We start from the raw sequence: 14,522 nt of genomic DNA on the forward strand, positions 1-14,522 counted from the left end.
CCACGCTACCCGGTCACACGGTGAACTCGACCCCCTCGGACAGCGCGGCGACCGATGCGCCGACGCGCACCGCGTACGTGCCGCTCTCGGTCAGCCAGGCGTGGTCGTCGACCGACCAGTGCTGCAGTGAGCGCGGTTCGATGGCGACGGTCGCGACCGCCGACTCTCCCGCCTCCGCGCGCACCACCGCGTAGCCTGCGAGCCAGAGCACCGGCCGCTCGATGTCGGAGTCCGACACCCGGCTCAGGTACACCTGCACCACCTGCTTGCCTGCACGGTCGCCGACGTTGGTCACGGGAACGCTGACTTCGAGGCCGGCACCGCCGGCACCATTGCCCTCGACGCTCGGCTCCCCGAAGTCCCAGCTCGTGTAGCCGAGGCCGTGCCCGAACGGGATGGCCGGGGCCGGGCCGCCCGCCGCCTGCCTGCGCATCCACTCGCGGTAGCCGACGTTGAGCTTCTCGTCGTAGTAGAGCTGGCCGTCGACGGGCTCGACCTGCCAGACCGGCACGTCGTCCTCCGTCGCCGCCCAGGTGGTCGGGATTCGTCCGCCCGGTTCGACGGCGCCTGTCAGCACGTCGGCGAGTGCGTGGCCCATCTCCTGGCCGGGGAACCAGGTGAGGAGCACGGCGGGGGCGTCGTCGAGCCAGGGGAGGATCACCGGGCCGCCCGAGTTGACGACGACGACGGTGCGCGGGTTCGCGGCGACGACGCGGCGCACGAGCTCGTCCTGTCCGTCCGGCAGGCGCAGGCCGTCGCGGTCGAAGCCCTCCGATTCGAGCTGCTCCGTCGTGCCGACGACCACGACGGCCACGTCGGACGCCGCAGCGAGCGACACGGCGCGCTCCAGCTCGTCGTCCGCACTGCCGAAGGGCTCCTCGTAGCCGAGCGTGAACATCACGGCCGCGAGGCCGAGCTGCTGCTGGGGGCGGTGTTCGAGCCGCAGCGCGACCGTCTGCCCGGCCGCGAGCGTGATCGGGAACGACTGCTTGGGCGGGTTGAGGAACGCCATGAACGGGTCGGTGCCGTCGGGAAAGAACAGGCCGTCGCTCTTCAGCTCGCCGTCGACCTCGAAGCGGAACAGCCCGAGACCGGCGAACCCGACGGCGTACTCGCCGTCCTCCGGCGCGGTGAACGTGGTGGTCGCCTCGACCACCGCCGTGTCGGCGAGCACGGGGTCTCCGAGCCAGGTGAGGCGGCCGCTCCCGCGGTGCTCGTCCAGCACCACGCCGCCGTCCGCGCCGAGGAAGCGGACGTGCACCCCGGATTCGCCGGTCGCCGGATCGGTGGCGACCGTCGCATCCACGGGGAGCAGCGATTCGGAGGCCCGCACCCCCGGCGCGAACGACACGCGCTCTGCGCCGAACGCCTCCTCCAGACCGTCGAGCGGGGTGACGACGTGATCGGGGAACACCGTCGCCGATCCACCGCCCTGGCTGCGGGCGATGCGGGCGTGCTGACCGATCACCGCGATGCTGCCGGGGGTCGCGCCGAGCGGCAGGACAGGGGATGCGCCTGCCGCCTCGTTCTTCACCAGCACCATGCCGTCCGCCGCGGCCTCGCGGAGCAGCGCGTCGATGCGCTCGGCCGGCCACGGCTCGGCCAGCGGGGTCGCCGCTTCGACACCGTCGAGCGCGCCGAGACGCCCGGCCAGTCTCAGGATGCGCAGCACCTTCTCGTCGATGTCGGTCTCCGACACCTGACCGGCGCGCACGGCTTCGACCAGCGCATCGCCCCAGACGCCGTCTGGACCCGGCATCGCGAGGTCCTGCGCCGAGACACCGGCCGCGACCGTGTCGCGCACACCCATCCAGTCGGAGACGACCACGCCGTCGAAGCCCCACTCGTCTTTGAGCGGGGAGCGCAGCAGCTGGTTCTCGGTCATCGTCACGCCGTTGACCGAGTTGTACGACGACATCACCAGCCAGGCTCCGCCCTCGGTGACCATGCGCTCGAACGGCGCGAGGTAGACCTCGCGCAGCGTGCGCTCATCCACGTTGACGTTGACCGTCATGCGGTCGGTCTCGCTGTCGTTGGCGACGAAGTGCTTCGGGGTCGCGCCGACGCCGCAGGACTGCACGCCCTTGACGAACGCCGTGCCGACGACGCCGGACAGCCACGGGTCCTCGCTGTACGCCTCGAAGTGGCGGCCACCGCGCGGCGACCGCTGGATGTTGACCGTCGGGCCGAGTGCGACACCGACGCCCTTGCGACGCGCCTCCGCAGCGATCAGCTGGCCGAGTGCGTACACCCGGTCGACGTCCCAGGATGCGGCGAGCGCGGTCGGCGACGGGAGGTTGGCCGAGCTGTCCCTCTCGTCCCAGAGCTGACCACGCACACCGGCAGGTCCGTCGGAGACGACGATCGTGTCGAGCCCGATCTGCGGTTCGCTGTGCAGCGTCCAGAACGAGGCGCCGGTGAGCAGGCGCACCTTCTGTTCGAGGGTGAGGGAGGAGACGAGGCCGGCGAGGACGGAGTCGGTGTCGATGTCGGTGCTGAGGTCGGTCATGGTTGGTGCGTCTTTCGGTTCGATGGATGCGCTGGTCAGCGCACGGACTTGATCGGGAGGACCGCGAAGGCTCCGACGAGGGCGAGCACGATGCCGACGGGGAACAGCGGCGTGTACGAGCTGAAGGCGAAGACGAGCAGTCCGGCGAGTCCGGGGGCGAGCGTCTGCGGCAGGGTGGCGGCGATGTTGAGCACGCCGAGGTCTTTGGCGAAGTCGTCCTTCGACGGGAGCACCTCGCTCATCAGGGCGGTGTCGACGGCCTGGTATGCGCCGAAGCCGAGCCCGGAGACGAAGGCGAACAGCATCATCCCGGTGACGGTCGGCAGGATCAGCGGGAACACCAGCGAGATGGCCATGACGGAGCCCGCGATGATGACGACGATCTTCCTGCGGCCGATCCTGTCGGAGATCGGGCCGCCGATGAGGGTGGTGATGATGATGCCGACGAGGCTGATCAGACTGAGGACCGGCACCATGCCGACCGCGTTGGCGCCGAGGCCGATGTACTTCTGCAGGATGAACAGCTGGAAGCCGGTGACCATGAAGTAGCCGGCGTAGAGCAGCAGGCGGCCGGTGAAGCCCCAGAAGAAGTCCGGGTGCTTGCGCGGGCTGACCCAGAAGGTCTGCAGGAAGGCGACGAAGCTGAACGGCGGCTTCGGCTCCCCCTTGTTCGAGCTGTCCGGGTTGAAGAGCACGAACAGCACGATGACGATGAGCGCGATTCCGGCGAAGGTGAGGTAGCCGGCCGGGATCGACTTCGCGAACTGGGCGCCGGCGATGGAGCCGCCGAGCGAGCCGAGCATGAGGCCGAGTCCGGACAGCGACGAGAACGTTCCGCGCGCTCCGCTCGGGACACGGTCCGGCAGGATCGCGCTCAGCGGCCCCTGGGCGAAGTTGAAGGTGATCTGCACCATCACCCAGCCGACGGTGAGCTGCACGATGCCGTTGGCCGCGCCCATGAAGAGGAGGGACAGGCCGCCGAGCAGCACGCCGAGCACCATCCACGGGGCGCGGCGGCCGAACCTGCTGCGCGTGCGGTCGGAGACGAGGCCGGCTACTGGCTGCGCGATCATCGCGGCGAACGCGCCGATGGTCGCCACGAGCCCGAAGATCGGTCCGCTGTTCTGCTCGCCGACGATGCCCTGCACCTGCAGGGGGAGCAGCACACCCGGCACCGCGCCCCAGATGGCGAAGATGGCGATGTTGCCCACCATCATCGAGAGCATCAGCTTGAGCAGCCGGCCCCGGATGCGCACCTTCTCCGGGCGCTGCGCGCTGACGGCGGAGGTCGGGGCCGCGCTGAACGGGCTGCCGGCGGTGGTGATCGTCGACGCGAGCGCCGAGCTTTCTGGCACTCCGGAGAGGTTGGAGGGGATGGTGGGCTGAACCGGACGCTGGGGGGTGGTGCCGGTTTCTTCCGACGGCGTTGTCACAGGGGTTGTCCTTTCGAGCAGGCGACGTTGCGTGCTAACACGCGTAACCATAGGACACCGTCCGGCTTAATACAAGTCATTGGTCGGTTTTTCGCTTACTCGCGTAACCACCGGGGTCGGTCCGGCCTAGACTGAGACCAGGATGTTCACCCCTCACGTCGTCAAAGCCCCGACGAGCGCAGACGTCGCCCTCGCGGCAGGAGTCTCGCGCGCGACGGTCTCCTTCGTGCTCAACGACAAGCCCAACTCCCGGGTCTCCGACGACACCAGGCACCGCGTGCTCGAAGCCGCCAGGCTGCTCGGATACACGCCCAACACGGCGGCGCGGTCGCTCGCCAGCGGGGAGGCGGTCTCCGGGCTGCTGTTCACCGCATCCGGACGCGACAGCGGGGCAACGCTGGAACGCGCGTTCGCCGCACTCCTCGCCCGCACCGTCGACGACGGGGTGGATGCGCTCAGCCACATCGAGACCGACCTCACCGGTGCGGAGGCCGCCCAGCTCTGGGCGAGACTGCGCCCGGAAGCCGTGCTCGCCGAGGCGGCCCGCTGCGACGCGGAGGCGACAGAGCTGCTGCGCCTCGCCGGGGTCCGCGCGCTGATCGTGCACGGCCAGGAGCCGGTCGGCTACGCCCCCACCCTCGTCGTGCCGCAGGAGCCGTTCGGCGACGCAGCCGTCTCCGAGCTCACGCGGCTCGGGCACGACCGGATCGTGTTCATCGCCCCCACAGACCCCACGGCCGCCGCGACCGCCGCCGCCCGTCTCGCCGGGGCGCGCGCCGCAGCAGCACGCGCCGGTGCCACCCTCACCGTCTCCCACGCCGGCACGTCGGCGGCCTCCCTCCGCGACTGGGCGCGCGGCTGGCGCTTCGACGCGGAGCGCCCCACCGCCGTCGCCGCATACGACGACCGCCTCGCGATGGCGGCCGTGCGCGCGCTGGCCGACGCGGGCATCCACGTGCCGCACGATGTGTCGGTGATCGGCGCAGACGACCACGCGGGCTCCGCCGAGTTCATCCCGCGCCTCAGCACGGTCGCCTTCGACGCGGACGCCCTCGCGGCGACCCTGCACGACGCGTACACGAGAATGCGCGCGGGCGAGCGCGTCGAACGCGTCGACGCACCGCCCGTGCGCGTCATCGCGCGCGAGTCCACTGCCGCCCCCAGCAGTGGCGGGGCTGGCAGGGAGCGCTAGGCCACCGCTTCCCTGGCAGCGCTGAACGCCTCCACACAGCGCCGGATCTCGTCCTCCGTGTGCGCCGCGGACAGCTGCACCCGGATGCGCGCCTTCCCGCGCGGCACCACCGGGAACGAGAACGCCGTCACGTACACGCCATGGCGCTGCATCTCGTCCGCAATGCGCGCGGTGAGTGCTGCATCCCCGAACATGACCGGCACGATGGGGTGCTCGCCCGGCAGCAGGTCGAAGCCGGCCTCGGTCATCAGCGAGCGGAACAGTGCAGCGTTGGCGACGAGCTGCGCCCGCAGCTGGTCGGACTGCTCCAGCAGGTCGAGTGCCGCGATGGTGCCGGCGACGATCGACGGCGCGAGCGTGTTCGAGAACAGGTAGGGCCGTGCGCGCTGGCGCAGCAGGTCCACGATCTCGCGGTGCGACGACACGTAGCCGCCGGATGCGCCGCCCAGCGCCTTGCCGAACGTGCCGGTGTAGATGTCCACCCGGTCCGCCACGCCGCAGAACTCCGGCGTCCCCCTCCCGTGCTCCCCGACGAACCCGACGGCGTGGGAGTCGTCCACGAACACCAGGGCGCAGAATTCGTCGGCCAGGTCGCAGATCTCGCGCAGCGGGGCGATGTACCCGTCCATCGAGAACACGCCGTCTGTGACGATCACCGTGTGGCGGGCGCCCGCATCCCGTGCCGCGGTGAGCTGGGCGCGCAGGTCGGCCAGGTCGCGGTTCTTGTAGCGGAACCGCTGCGCCTTGGAGAGGCGGATGCCGTCGATGATGGATGCGTGGTTGAGCTCGTCGGAGACGATCGCGTCGTCCGCGGTGAACAGGGTCTCGAACACGCCGCCGTTCGCGTCGAAGCACGACGAGAACAGGATGGTCGCCTCGGTGCCGAGGAACTGCGACACCCGCCGCTCCAGCTCCAGGTGCTGCTCCTGCGTTCCGCAGATGAAGCGCACGCTGGCGAGGCCGTAACCCCAGTCGTCGAGGGCGAGTTTGGCCGCATCCCGCAGCGCAGGATGGTCGGCGAGGCCCAGGTAGTTGTTGGCGCAGAAGTTGAGCACCTCCGCGCCGTCCGCCACGATCTGCGACGACTGCGGACCGTGGATGCTGCGCTCGTGCTTGGTGAGCCCGGCCTCCTCGATCTCGCTCAGCTGCGTCGCGACCGTCTCCCGAAACGTTCCGTACATCAGAGCTCCGTCCAATCCAGGATCACTTTGCCTCCGCCTGCCGACGCCGCGGCGGCGAACCCCTTCTCCCAGTCGCGCGCGGCGAACCGGTCGGAGACGATGGATGCGATGGCGTCGCGCAGCGTCGCCGACGTCTGCAGCATCGCGCCCATCGCGTTCCAGGTCTCGAACATCTCGCGGCCGTAGATGCCCTTGAGGGTGAGCATGTGGGTGACCACGTTGCCCCAGTCGATCGCGATCGGCGCGGCGGGGAGGCCGAGCATCGCGATCCGGCCGCCGTGGTTCATGTTCTCGATCATCTGCGGCAGCGCGCTGGGCGCCCCGCTCATCTCGAACCCGACGTCGAAGCCTTCGCGCATCCCGAGCGCCTGTTGCGCCGAGCGGATGGGGGCCTGCGAGACGTCGACCGTGTAGTCGGCGCCCATGCCCTCGGCGAGGGCGAGCCGGGATGCGCTGATGTCCGTCCCGACGATGAACCGCGCTCCGACGTGCCTCGCGACGGCGATGGCCATCAGGCCGATGGGGCCGCATCCGGTGACCAGCACGTCCTCGCCGACCACGGGGAACGCGAGCGCCGTGTGCACCGCGTTGCCGAGCGGGTCGAACAGCGCGCCGACCTCCGGCTCGATGGTGCTGTGGTGCACCCACACATTGGTGGCGGGGAGGGTGAGGTATTCGGCGAACGCACCGTTGCGCTGCACGCCGAGGCCCTGGGTGCGGATGCACATCTGGCGGCGGCCGGCCCGGCAGTTGCGGCAGGTTCCGCAGACGATGTGCCCTTCGCCGGACACCTGATCGCCCACGGCGACGTCGTGCACGAGCGGCCCGACCTCGACCACCTCGCCGAAGAACTCGTGCCCAGGGATCAGCGGGGCGGCGACGGCGGAGGCCGCCCAGTCGTCCCAGCGCTGGATGTGCAGATCGGTTCCGCAGATGCCCGTCCGCAGCACGCGGATCTTGACGTCCTCCTGCCCGATCACGGGCTCCGGTACGTCGACCAGTTCGAGACCGGGTCCGGCCTCGCTCTTGAAGAGAGCCTTCATCGCCACCTTCCTTGTGGACGGCCCCTCGTGGGGGTGCTGAAGCTGTTCGGGATGCGCCGCCCTCGTGAGGCGGGACGTATCGCCGCTGACAGCCTAGACGCTGCCGCGCCCCGTTCGGCGATTGTGTCCGGGCCCGAGTGGATGCGTGACATGGGGGATGTTAGGTTTCACTATCGGCAACCGAAGGAGACACCGTGCCAGGGACGGGAACACCGACAGCGCACCGCGAGCGGCTGCTCGCCCAGCTCGACCGCGGTGGCCGGCTGACGGTGCTCACGGCGCCGGCGGGAGCCGGGAAGTCGACGCTGCTCGCCCAGTGGACGCAGCGCCTGCTCGACCACGGGCGCCTCGTGCTGTCCACCAGCGTCGACGACTCGCACCCGTCCGAGCACCTGGTTTGGGAGCAGGCGATCCACGGCCTCGCCGCCGCGGGAGCCGTGCGCGACCCGGAGCGCCTGCGCCGCGACGCCCGCGGTTTCTGGAGCATGCGCGACCTCGCCGCCGCGATGGCGCGCGTGTTCGGCAACCTCACCTCCCCGTGCATCCTGATCGTCGACCGCGCGGAACGCATCGACTCCGACGCGCTCATCGACCGGATGCCCACCCTGCTCGACGCCGCGCCGCTGCTGCGCGTCGTGGTCTCCACCCGGCGCCCGATCCGCCCGTCGCAGCTGCCCATCTTCCTGAGCGGGGAGGCGAGCTTCCTCGACGCGTCGGAGCTGGCGCTCACTCCGGCGGAGAGCGCGGAGATCCTCGGAGGCATGACGACGCATCCGGTCGCCGATTCCGTGGCCGCCGCGGCCACCACCCCGACCTCTGCGCGCATCCTGGGCATGGCCATGCGCCTCGGCCACCTGAGCCCGACCGACGGGCGGCATGCCAGGGGACTGGTGGCTGACGCGACGATCGACACTTTCGCGTTCGCGGACTCGCCCGCCGCACAACGGCGGTTCCTCCTCGAGACCGCCGTGCCGAGCACGGCCAACCTGGACATCGCCGAACGGCTCGGCTGGGGCACGGACGCACGAACGTTCTTCGACAGGGCAGAGGAGGCGGGGCTCGGCCGGTGGGAGCGCCGGCGGGGCGCGGAGTGGTTCAGCTACACCCCGCTGTTCCGCCAGGCGCTGCTGAGCAGGCTGGCCGAGCGTCCGGTCGAGGAGGTCAGGCGCATCCGGCGCACGGTCGCGCTCTGGGCGGCCGAACACCGGATGCCGACGGAGGCCGTCGAGAACGCGCTCGGCAGCCACGACTTCGATCTCGCGTCGCGGCTGGGCAGGCGGTTCTGGTTCCCGATCGCGCAGAAGTCGCCCGAGGCGATGCTCCGCGTGATCAGGGACGTCCCCGCCGCCGAGCTGAGCAGGCACCCGACGCTCTCCGTGTTCACGGCGCTCATGCTCACGGTGGTCGGCGAGCGCATCCGGGCACTTCCGCACTTCCGCAGGGGCATGGCCATCGCGAAGTCGACCAGGAGCGAGCCGGACGACCGGGCGGAGCTGGTCTGGGTGCTCGCGACCCAGACCGTGTCCGAGCGGTTCACGTTCTCGTTCTCGGACTCGGCGGCCACGGCGCGCAGGGTCGTCGCCCTCATCGGCCGGCTCTCCGAACAGGAGCTCGCCGAGGTGGAGAACTCGGTCTCGCTGTTCCTCTCCGACGCGGGCTGGAGCCTGTTCTACGACGCCGCGTTCAGTGAGGCCGCGCAGGCGCTCACCCTCGGGATGCAGTTCCGAGTCGACGACGACAACGCCGGCTGGTATCACTGCGCCGCGCTTCTCGCGTCGCTCCGCGCTCTGCAGGGCAGGATCGCGGACGCGCGCGCTGTGCTCGCGCTGATCGACGCCGCCGATGCGCCGGAGCACTGGCGGGTCAACATCTTCGGCGTGCCGGAGCAGATCGCGCAGGCCGTCGTCGCCTGCGCCGAACTCGACTTCGAGCGCGCCCAGAGCCACCTCGACTCCATCGCGTTCTACACCTCCGGCACCGAGCACTGGGCGTTCCTCTGCGGAATCCAGGCGGCGATCCTCGCGGTGACCGGACGACGAGGGGAGGCGCTCGCCCACGTCGAAGCCGCTCTGCAGCCGGGGGCGCACCAGACCACCTCCGCGTTCGCCGAGCAGTTCATCAGGACGCTCGGCGCGATCATCCGGGTCAGCAACGGCCAGCCGCTGCCGAAGTCGACGCTGTCGCGGGAGTACGGGGTGTCTCCGCGGCTGCTCGGGGCGATGCAGGCGCATCTGCGCGGCGCGCACGACGAGGTGCTGGTGATCGCCGGCGCGATCGCCGAGCTGCACTCCCCCGACGACAACCGGTTCGCCCGCGTCACCACCAAGCTGCTCTGCGCGGTCGCCGCCGCCACGCTCGAACGCACCGAGCTCGCCGTGCGGACCGCGTCGGAGGCGTGCTCGGCCCTCGCGGCCGACGAGTCTTTCCTGTCGTTCCTGCTGCTGTCCCGCGTGGATGTGGAACTCATCCGGGAGCTCGTCTCCGGCGCGAACGCGGCGTTCGTCGACGGCTACCTGGAGCGCACGGCCGGCTGGCCGGACCTGTTCCACCCTCTGGATGCGCTCGTGGTGTTGACGCCGAGAGAGCAGGCGGTGCTCGGTGCGGTGGCCGCGCATCCACGGGTCAGCGACGCTGCCGCACAGTTGCACGTCTCACCGAGCACGGTGAAGAACCAGCTCCGGTCGGCGTACAGAAAACTCGGCGTGAGCACGAGGGCGGACGCCCTCCTCCGGGCGAGCGAACTCGGCCTGCTGGGGAAGGGGTGAGGGCGCGTCCGTCGAATGCCAGAACCCGACTCTGATTTCGACAGGCCGCGCCCCCGGTGATCGATCCGGCCCTCGCTCTCCGTGTGGCTCCGGCCGTGTCGATGTCTTCACTCTACGGGCGGCGAACGACCGGAACCCGCGGAATCCGGGGGGACAACGCGCTTTTAGTCCTCGGTTTGGTCCTGCTGCCTCAGTCTCTGTCGAGCGGGCGCCAGACGACCACCTGGGTGCTGCGCCTGGTGCGGGTGCCCGCTCGCAGCGAGACGACCTCGCCCGCGGGACCGGCGGCGAACACGCGGTGGCCAGGGCGGTTCAGGAGCTCGTCGGCCAGCGCCGTCTCCAGTTCGCGCACCCGGGTGGTCAGCGCTCCCACCTGATCCTCCAGGTCCAGGATGCGCCTGATCCCTTCCAGGCTGACGCCCTCCGCACCGAGCCGCGCGATCTCCTGCAGCTTCGCCACATCCCGCATCGAGTACCTGCGGGACTTGCCCGCCGTCCTGCTCGGGCTGACGAGACCGAGCCTGTCGTACTGGCGGAGGGTCTGTGGATGCATCCCCGCCAGTTCGGCCGCGATCGAGATCACGAAGACCTGGCTGTTCTCATCCATGATCAGGTGCGGGCCTTGGCGAGCAGTTCTTCGCGCGGGTTCTCGTCCGGAAGCTTCGCGGCGAACTCCTTGAGCGCCTCCTGGGCCTCGGCGGACAGGTGCGACGGCACGGCCACCTGAACGACGGCGAGCAGGTCGCCGGTGCCCTTCGAGGTCTGCACCCCGCGGCCCTTGACGCGCAGCACGCGGCCGCTCGGCGTTCCGGGGGCGACGCGCAGCTTGACGGGGTCGCCGCCCAGCGTCGGCACCTCGATGGTCGCGCCGAGGGCCGCCTCCGCGAACGTCACGGGAACCGTGACGCGCAGGTTGAGGCCGTCGCGCTCGAACACCGGGTGTTTGCGCACGGTGACGGTGAGGACGATGTCGCCAGGCTCCCCGCCATCGGGGCTGGGCTGGCCTTTGCCGCGCAGCTTGATCTTCTGCCCGTCGGCGACGCCGGCCGGGATCTTGACCTTGATCGGCTTGCCGTCGGACGCCTGCAGGGTGATGGTCTCGCCCTTGGTCGCCGTGATGAAGTCGATGGTGGTGTGCGCTGTCACGTCGCGGCCGCGGGTCGGTCCGCCGTAGCCGCGGAATCCGCCGCTCGCCGAACCGAAGCCACCGCCGCTGTTGCCGAACAGCCCTCCGAACACGTCGTCGAAGTTGCCGCCCTGCTGGTAGCTGTAACCGCGGTTGCCACCGCCGCCGAACATCCCGCCGAACACGTCGTCGAAGCCGCCCTGGCCTGCAGAGCCCGGCGCGGTGAAGCGGGCGCCGGAGCCCATCGCGCGGATCTGGTCGTACTCCTTGCGCTGCTCGGGATCACCGAGCACGGAGTGCGCTTCGCTGATCTCCTTGAACTTGGCCTCTGCCGCCGGGTCGCCCGGGTTGGAGTCCGGGTGATACTTGCGCGCGAGCTTGCGGTAGACCTTCTTGAGCTCCGCGGGGGTGACGTCCTTGGAGACGCCAAGAACCTTGTAGAAGTCCTTGTCGAACCAGTCCTGGCTTGCCACGGCGCCTCCTTTCTCAGCCTGAGTGTGCCTGTAGGTTTGAAGTCTGTTGGTGTGAAGTCTGTGTGTATGAAGTCTGCATCTATCGCGAGCGCGCACCACGGAAGCGGCGGGATGAGTATCCCGCCGCTTCGCGTGGCGTGCGCATCCGGAGCCTAGGCCGGAACCGCGACGACGACCTTGGCCACCCGCACCGTGGTGGAGCCGAGCTTGTAGCCCGTCTCGACCACGTCCGCGACGGTGTCGACCGTCACGCCGGGGGTCGGCTGCTGGAAGATCGCCTCGTGGATCTGCGGGTCGAACGGGTCGCCCTTCTCGCCGTACGGCGTGAGGCCGAGTCGCTCAGCGGTGGTCCGGAGCTTGGCCGCGATGGTCGAGAAGGCGCTGCCCTCTTCGAGGTCGCCGTGCTTCTCGGCACGGTCGAGGTCGTCGAGCACGGGAAGAAGGCTCTTCACCGTGTCGCCGACCGCGCGCTCGCGCTCGATCTCGCGGTTGGACTCCGTCCGCTTGCGGTAGTTCGCGTACTCCGCGGTGACCCGCTGGAGGTCGGCGAGCCGTTCGGCCGCGAGCTGGTCCGCCGTCGACTGGCCGCTCAGCACGTCCAGGTCTTCGTCGGAGAGGAAGGACCCGAGGCCCTCGCCGTCGGCCGGGCCGACATCGACGAGTTCCTCGTGGGCGAGGTCGGGGGCGTCGTTTCCGGCGTCCCCGCCCTCCTGGCCGTCCTGACCATCCTGGCCCGCCGGCTGCCGAACCTTGCCGGTCTCGGGGTCGATCCTCCGCTTGTCGCGGACTACCGGCTCCTCGCGCTCAGGGTCTTCGCCCTGCCCGTTGGGGTTCTGGTCCGACATGCTTACTTCTTCTCCTCGTCTTCGACGACCTCTGCGTCGATGACATCCTCGTCCGAGTTCTCCTCGGCGGGCTGGTCACCTGCAGGAGCCTGCTCACCGGCGCCCGCGTCGGCCTGAGCGGACGAGTAGATCGCCTCTCCGAGCTTCTGCTGGCTCGCGTTGAGCTTGTCGTACGCGGTCTTGACAGCGTCCTCGTCGTCGCCCGCGAGTGCGGTCTTCAACGCGTCGACGTCGCCCTGGACCTCGTTCTTGACGTCTTCGGGGAGCTTGTCCTCGTTGTCCTTGATCAGCTTCTCGATCGAGTATGCGAGCTGCTCGGCCGTGTTGCGGGTCTCGGCGGTCTCCCGACGCTTCTTGTCCTCGGCCGCGTGCTCCTCCGCCTCGCGCACCATGCGCTCGATGTCGTCCTTCGGCAGCGAGGATCCACCGGTGATCGTCATCGACTGCTCCTTGCCGGTGCCCTTGTCCTTGGCGGACACGTGCACGATGCCGTTGGCGTCGATGTCGAAGGTCACCTCGACCTGCGGGATGCCACGGGGTGCCGGGGCGATGCCGGTGAGCTCGAAGGTGCCGAGCGGCTTGTTGTCGCGGGTGAACTCGCGCTCGCCCTGGAAGACCTGGATGGCGACGGACGGCTGGTTGTCGTCCGCGGTCGTGAAGGTCTCGCTGCGCTTGGTCGGGATCGCGGTGTTGCGGTCGATCAGCTTCGTCATGATGCCGCCCTTGGTCTCGATACCGAGACTCAGGGGGGTCACGTCGATGAGCAGGACGTCCTTGCGCTCGCCCTTCAGGACACCGGCCTGGAGTGCGGCGCCGACGGCGACGACCTCATCCGGGTTCACGCCCTTGTTGGGCTCCTTGCCACCGGTCTCCTGCTTCACGAGCTCGCTCACGGCGGGCATGCGGGTCGAACCACCGACGAGCACGACGTGCGAGATGTCGGACACCTTGATGCCGGCCTCACGGATGACGTCCTGGAACGGCTTCTTGGTGCGGTCGAGGAGGTCGCTGGTCATCTGCTCGAACTGGGCGCGGGTGAGCGTCTCGTCGAGGTTGGCCGGGCCGTTCTCCGTCAGCGACAGGTACGGCAGCTGGATGCTCGTCGACATGCTCGACGAGAGCTCCTTCTTGGCCTGCTCAGCGGCTTCCTTCAGACGCTGCAGGGCGATCTTGTCCTTCGAGACGTCGACACCGGTCGAGTCCTTGAAGCGCTTGATCAGCCACTCGACGATGCGCTGGTCCCAGTCGTCTCCACCGAGGCGGTTGTCACCGGCGGTCGCGCGGACCTGGATGGTCGAGAAGTCGTCGTCCTTGCCCACCTCGAGGAGGGAGACGTCGAAGGTTCCACCACCGAGGTCGAAGACCAGGATGAGCTCGTCTTCCTTGCCCTTGTCGAGGCCGTACGCGAGTGCGGCTGCGGTGGGCTCGTTGATGATGCGGAGCACGTTGAGGCCCGCGATCTCACCGGCCTCCTTGGTGGCCTGACGCTCGGCGTCGTTGAAGTACGCGGGGACGGTGATGACGGCGTCCGTCACGGTGTCTCCGAGGTACTGCTCCGCGTCCCTCTTGAGCTTGGCGAGGATGCGGGCCGAGATCTCCTGCGGCGTGTACTTCTTGCCGTCGATCTCGACCGTCCAGTCGGTGCCCATGTGGCGCTTGACCGACGCGATGGTGCGGTCGACATTGGTGACGGCCTGGCGCTTGGCGGTCTCGCCGACGAGCACCTCGCCGTCCTTCGTGAACGCGACGACCGACGGGGTGGTGCGGAAGCCCTCCGCGTTGGCGATGACGGTGGGCTCGCCACCCTCGAGGACGGCGACGACCGAGTTCGTGGTTCCGAGGTCGATTCCTACTGCACGTGACATATGTGCTGTTCTCCTTTTGTTGCTGAATGTTCGGTTGTAAAAGCTGGGGGTCGAGAGTTGAGTCCCGACGGCTCAAGTGTGGCATCCACT

The 14,522-nt window shown here is 69.5% G+C and carries 10 protein-coding genes; 2 read left to right on the forward strand and 8 right to left on the reverse strand.

From position 1 onward, the window contains the following. Positions 1-13: 13 nt before the first annotated feature. Positions 14-2,509 (reverse strand): beta-glucosidase family protein, encoded by a 2,496-nt coding sequence (locus ACN6M5_RS11990; protein ID WP_434950096.1) that lies wholly within the window; start codon positions 2,507-2,509, stop codon positions 14-16. A 35-nt stretch (positions 2,510-2,544) separates the two neighbouring features. Then, a complete protein-coding gene (locus ACN6M5_RS11995; protein WP_434950098.1) occupies positions 2,545-3,942 on the reverse strand; it encodes an MFS transporter in 1,398 nt (465 codons plus the stop codon). A gap of 142 nt (positions 3,943-4,084) precedes the next feature. On the opposite strand from ACN6M5_RS11995, the gene ACN6M5_RS12000 reads away from it, so the two are divergent. Further along, the gene (locus ACN6M5_RS12000) at positions 4,085-5,134 is read left to right on the forward strand and encodes a LacI family DNA-binding transcriptional regulator (RefSeq protein WP_434950100.1); all 1,050 of its coding nucleotides are present in this window, start codon (positions 4,085-4,087) and stop codon (positions 5,132-5,134) included. Here the strand turns inward: ACN6M5_RS12000 and ACN6M5_RS12005 are convergent. Next, entirely contained in the window at positions 5,131-6,315 is a 1,185-nt protein-coding gene (locus ACN6M5_RS12005; protein WP_434950102.1) for a glycine C-acetyltransferase, read from the reverse strand. The two genes, ACN6M5_RS12000 and ACN6M5_RS12005, sit on opposite strands and share 4 nt — an antisense overlap. After that, entirely contained in the window at positions 6,315-7,358 is a 1,044-nt protein-coding gene (tdh, locus tag ACN6M5_RS12010) for an L-threonine 3-dehydrogenase (protein ID WP_434950104.1), read from the reverse strand. Before tdh ends, ACN6M5_RS12005 begins: the two co-directional genes overlap by 1 nt. A 194-nt stretch (positions 7,359-7,552) precedes the next feature. Between tdh and ACN6M5_RS12015 the strand changes: the two genes are divergently transcribed. Then, a complete protein-coding gene (locus ACN6M5_RS12015) occupies positions 7,553-10,123 on the forward strand; it encodes a helix-turn-helix transcriptional regulator (RefSeq protein WP_434950106.1) in 2,571 nt (856 codons plus the stop codon). Positions 10,124-10,313: 190 nt separating this feature from the next. On the opposite strand, the gene ACN6M5_RS12020 is transcribed toward ACN6M5_RS12015, so the two are convergent. The 4 genes from ACN6M5_RS12020 to dnaK all read right to left on the reverse strand — a co-directional run bounded on the left by ACN6M5_RS12020 (position 10,314) and on the right by dnaK (position 14,432). Further along, on the reverse strand, positions 10,314-10,730 hold the full coding sequence (locus tag ACN6M5_RS12020) for a heat shock protein transcriptional repressor HspR (RefSeq protein ID WP_085368231.1): 417 nt from the start codon (positions 10,728-10,730) through the stop codon (positions 10,314-10,316). Positions 10,731-10,732: 2 nt separating this feature from the next. Further along, positions 10,733-11,722 carry a DnaJ C-terminal domain-containing protein gene (locus ACN6M5_RS12025; protein WP_085368232.1) on the reverse strand — a complete coding sequence of 330 codons (990 nt, stop codon included), beginning with the start codon at positions 11,720-11,722 and terminating at the stop codon, positions 10,733-10,735. A 152-nt stretch (positions 11,723-11,874) separates the two neighbouring features. Beyond that, positions 11,875-12,567 (reverse strand): nucleotide exchange factor GrpE, encoded by a 693-nt coding sequence (locus ACN6M5_RS12030; protein WP_168690490.1) that lies wholly within the window; start codon positions 12,565-12,567, stop codon positions 11,875-11,877. A 2-nt stretch (positions 12,568-12,569) separates the two neighbouring features. Next, positions 12,570-14,432 (reverse strand): molecular chaperone DnaK, encoded by a 1,863-nt coding sequence (dnaK, locus tag ACN6M5_RS12035; protein ID WP_085368234.1) that lies wholly within the window; start codon positions 14,430-14,432, stop codon positions 12,570-12,572. Between the last annotated feature and the right edge of the window lie 90 nt (positions 14,433-14,522).

The organism is Leifsonia araucanica, from assembly GCF_051161895.1.
In the GTDB taxonomy this organism is placed as follows: domain Bacteria; phylum Actinomycetota; class Actinomycetes; order Actinomycetales; family Microbacteriaceae; genus Leifsonia.

Coding starts and splice junctions, on each gene's coding strand:
- ACN6M5_RS11990 (WP_434950096.1), bottom strand. CDS start 2,509: ATGACCGACCTCAGCACCGACATCGACACCGACTCCGTCCTCGCCGGC.
- ACN6M5_RS12000 (WP_434950100.1), top strand. CDS start 4,085: ATGTTCACCCCTCACGTCGTCAAAGCCCCGACGAGCGCAGACGTCGCC.
- ACN6M5_RS12005 (WP_434950102.1), bottom strand. CDS start 6,315: ATGTACGGAACGTTTCGGGAGACGGTCGCGACGCAGCTGAGCGAGATC.
- tdh (WP_434950104.1), bottom strand. CDS start 7,358: ATGAAGGCTCTCTTCAAGAGCGAGGCCGGACCCGGTCTCGAACTGGTC.
- ACN6M5_RS12020 (WP_085368231.1), bottom strand. CDS start 10,730: ATGGATGAGAACAGCCAGGTCTTCGTGATCTCGATCGCGGCCGAACTG.
- ACN6M5_RS12030 (WP_168690490.1), bottom strand. CDS start 12,567: ATGTCGGACCAGAACCCCAACGGGCAGGGCGAAGACCCTGAGCGCGAG.
- dnaK (WP_085368234.1), bottom strand. CDS start 14,432: ATGTCACGTGCAGTAGGAATCGACCTCGGAACCACGAACTCGGTCGTC.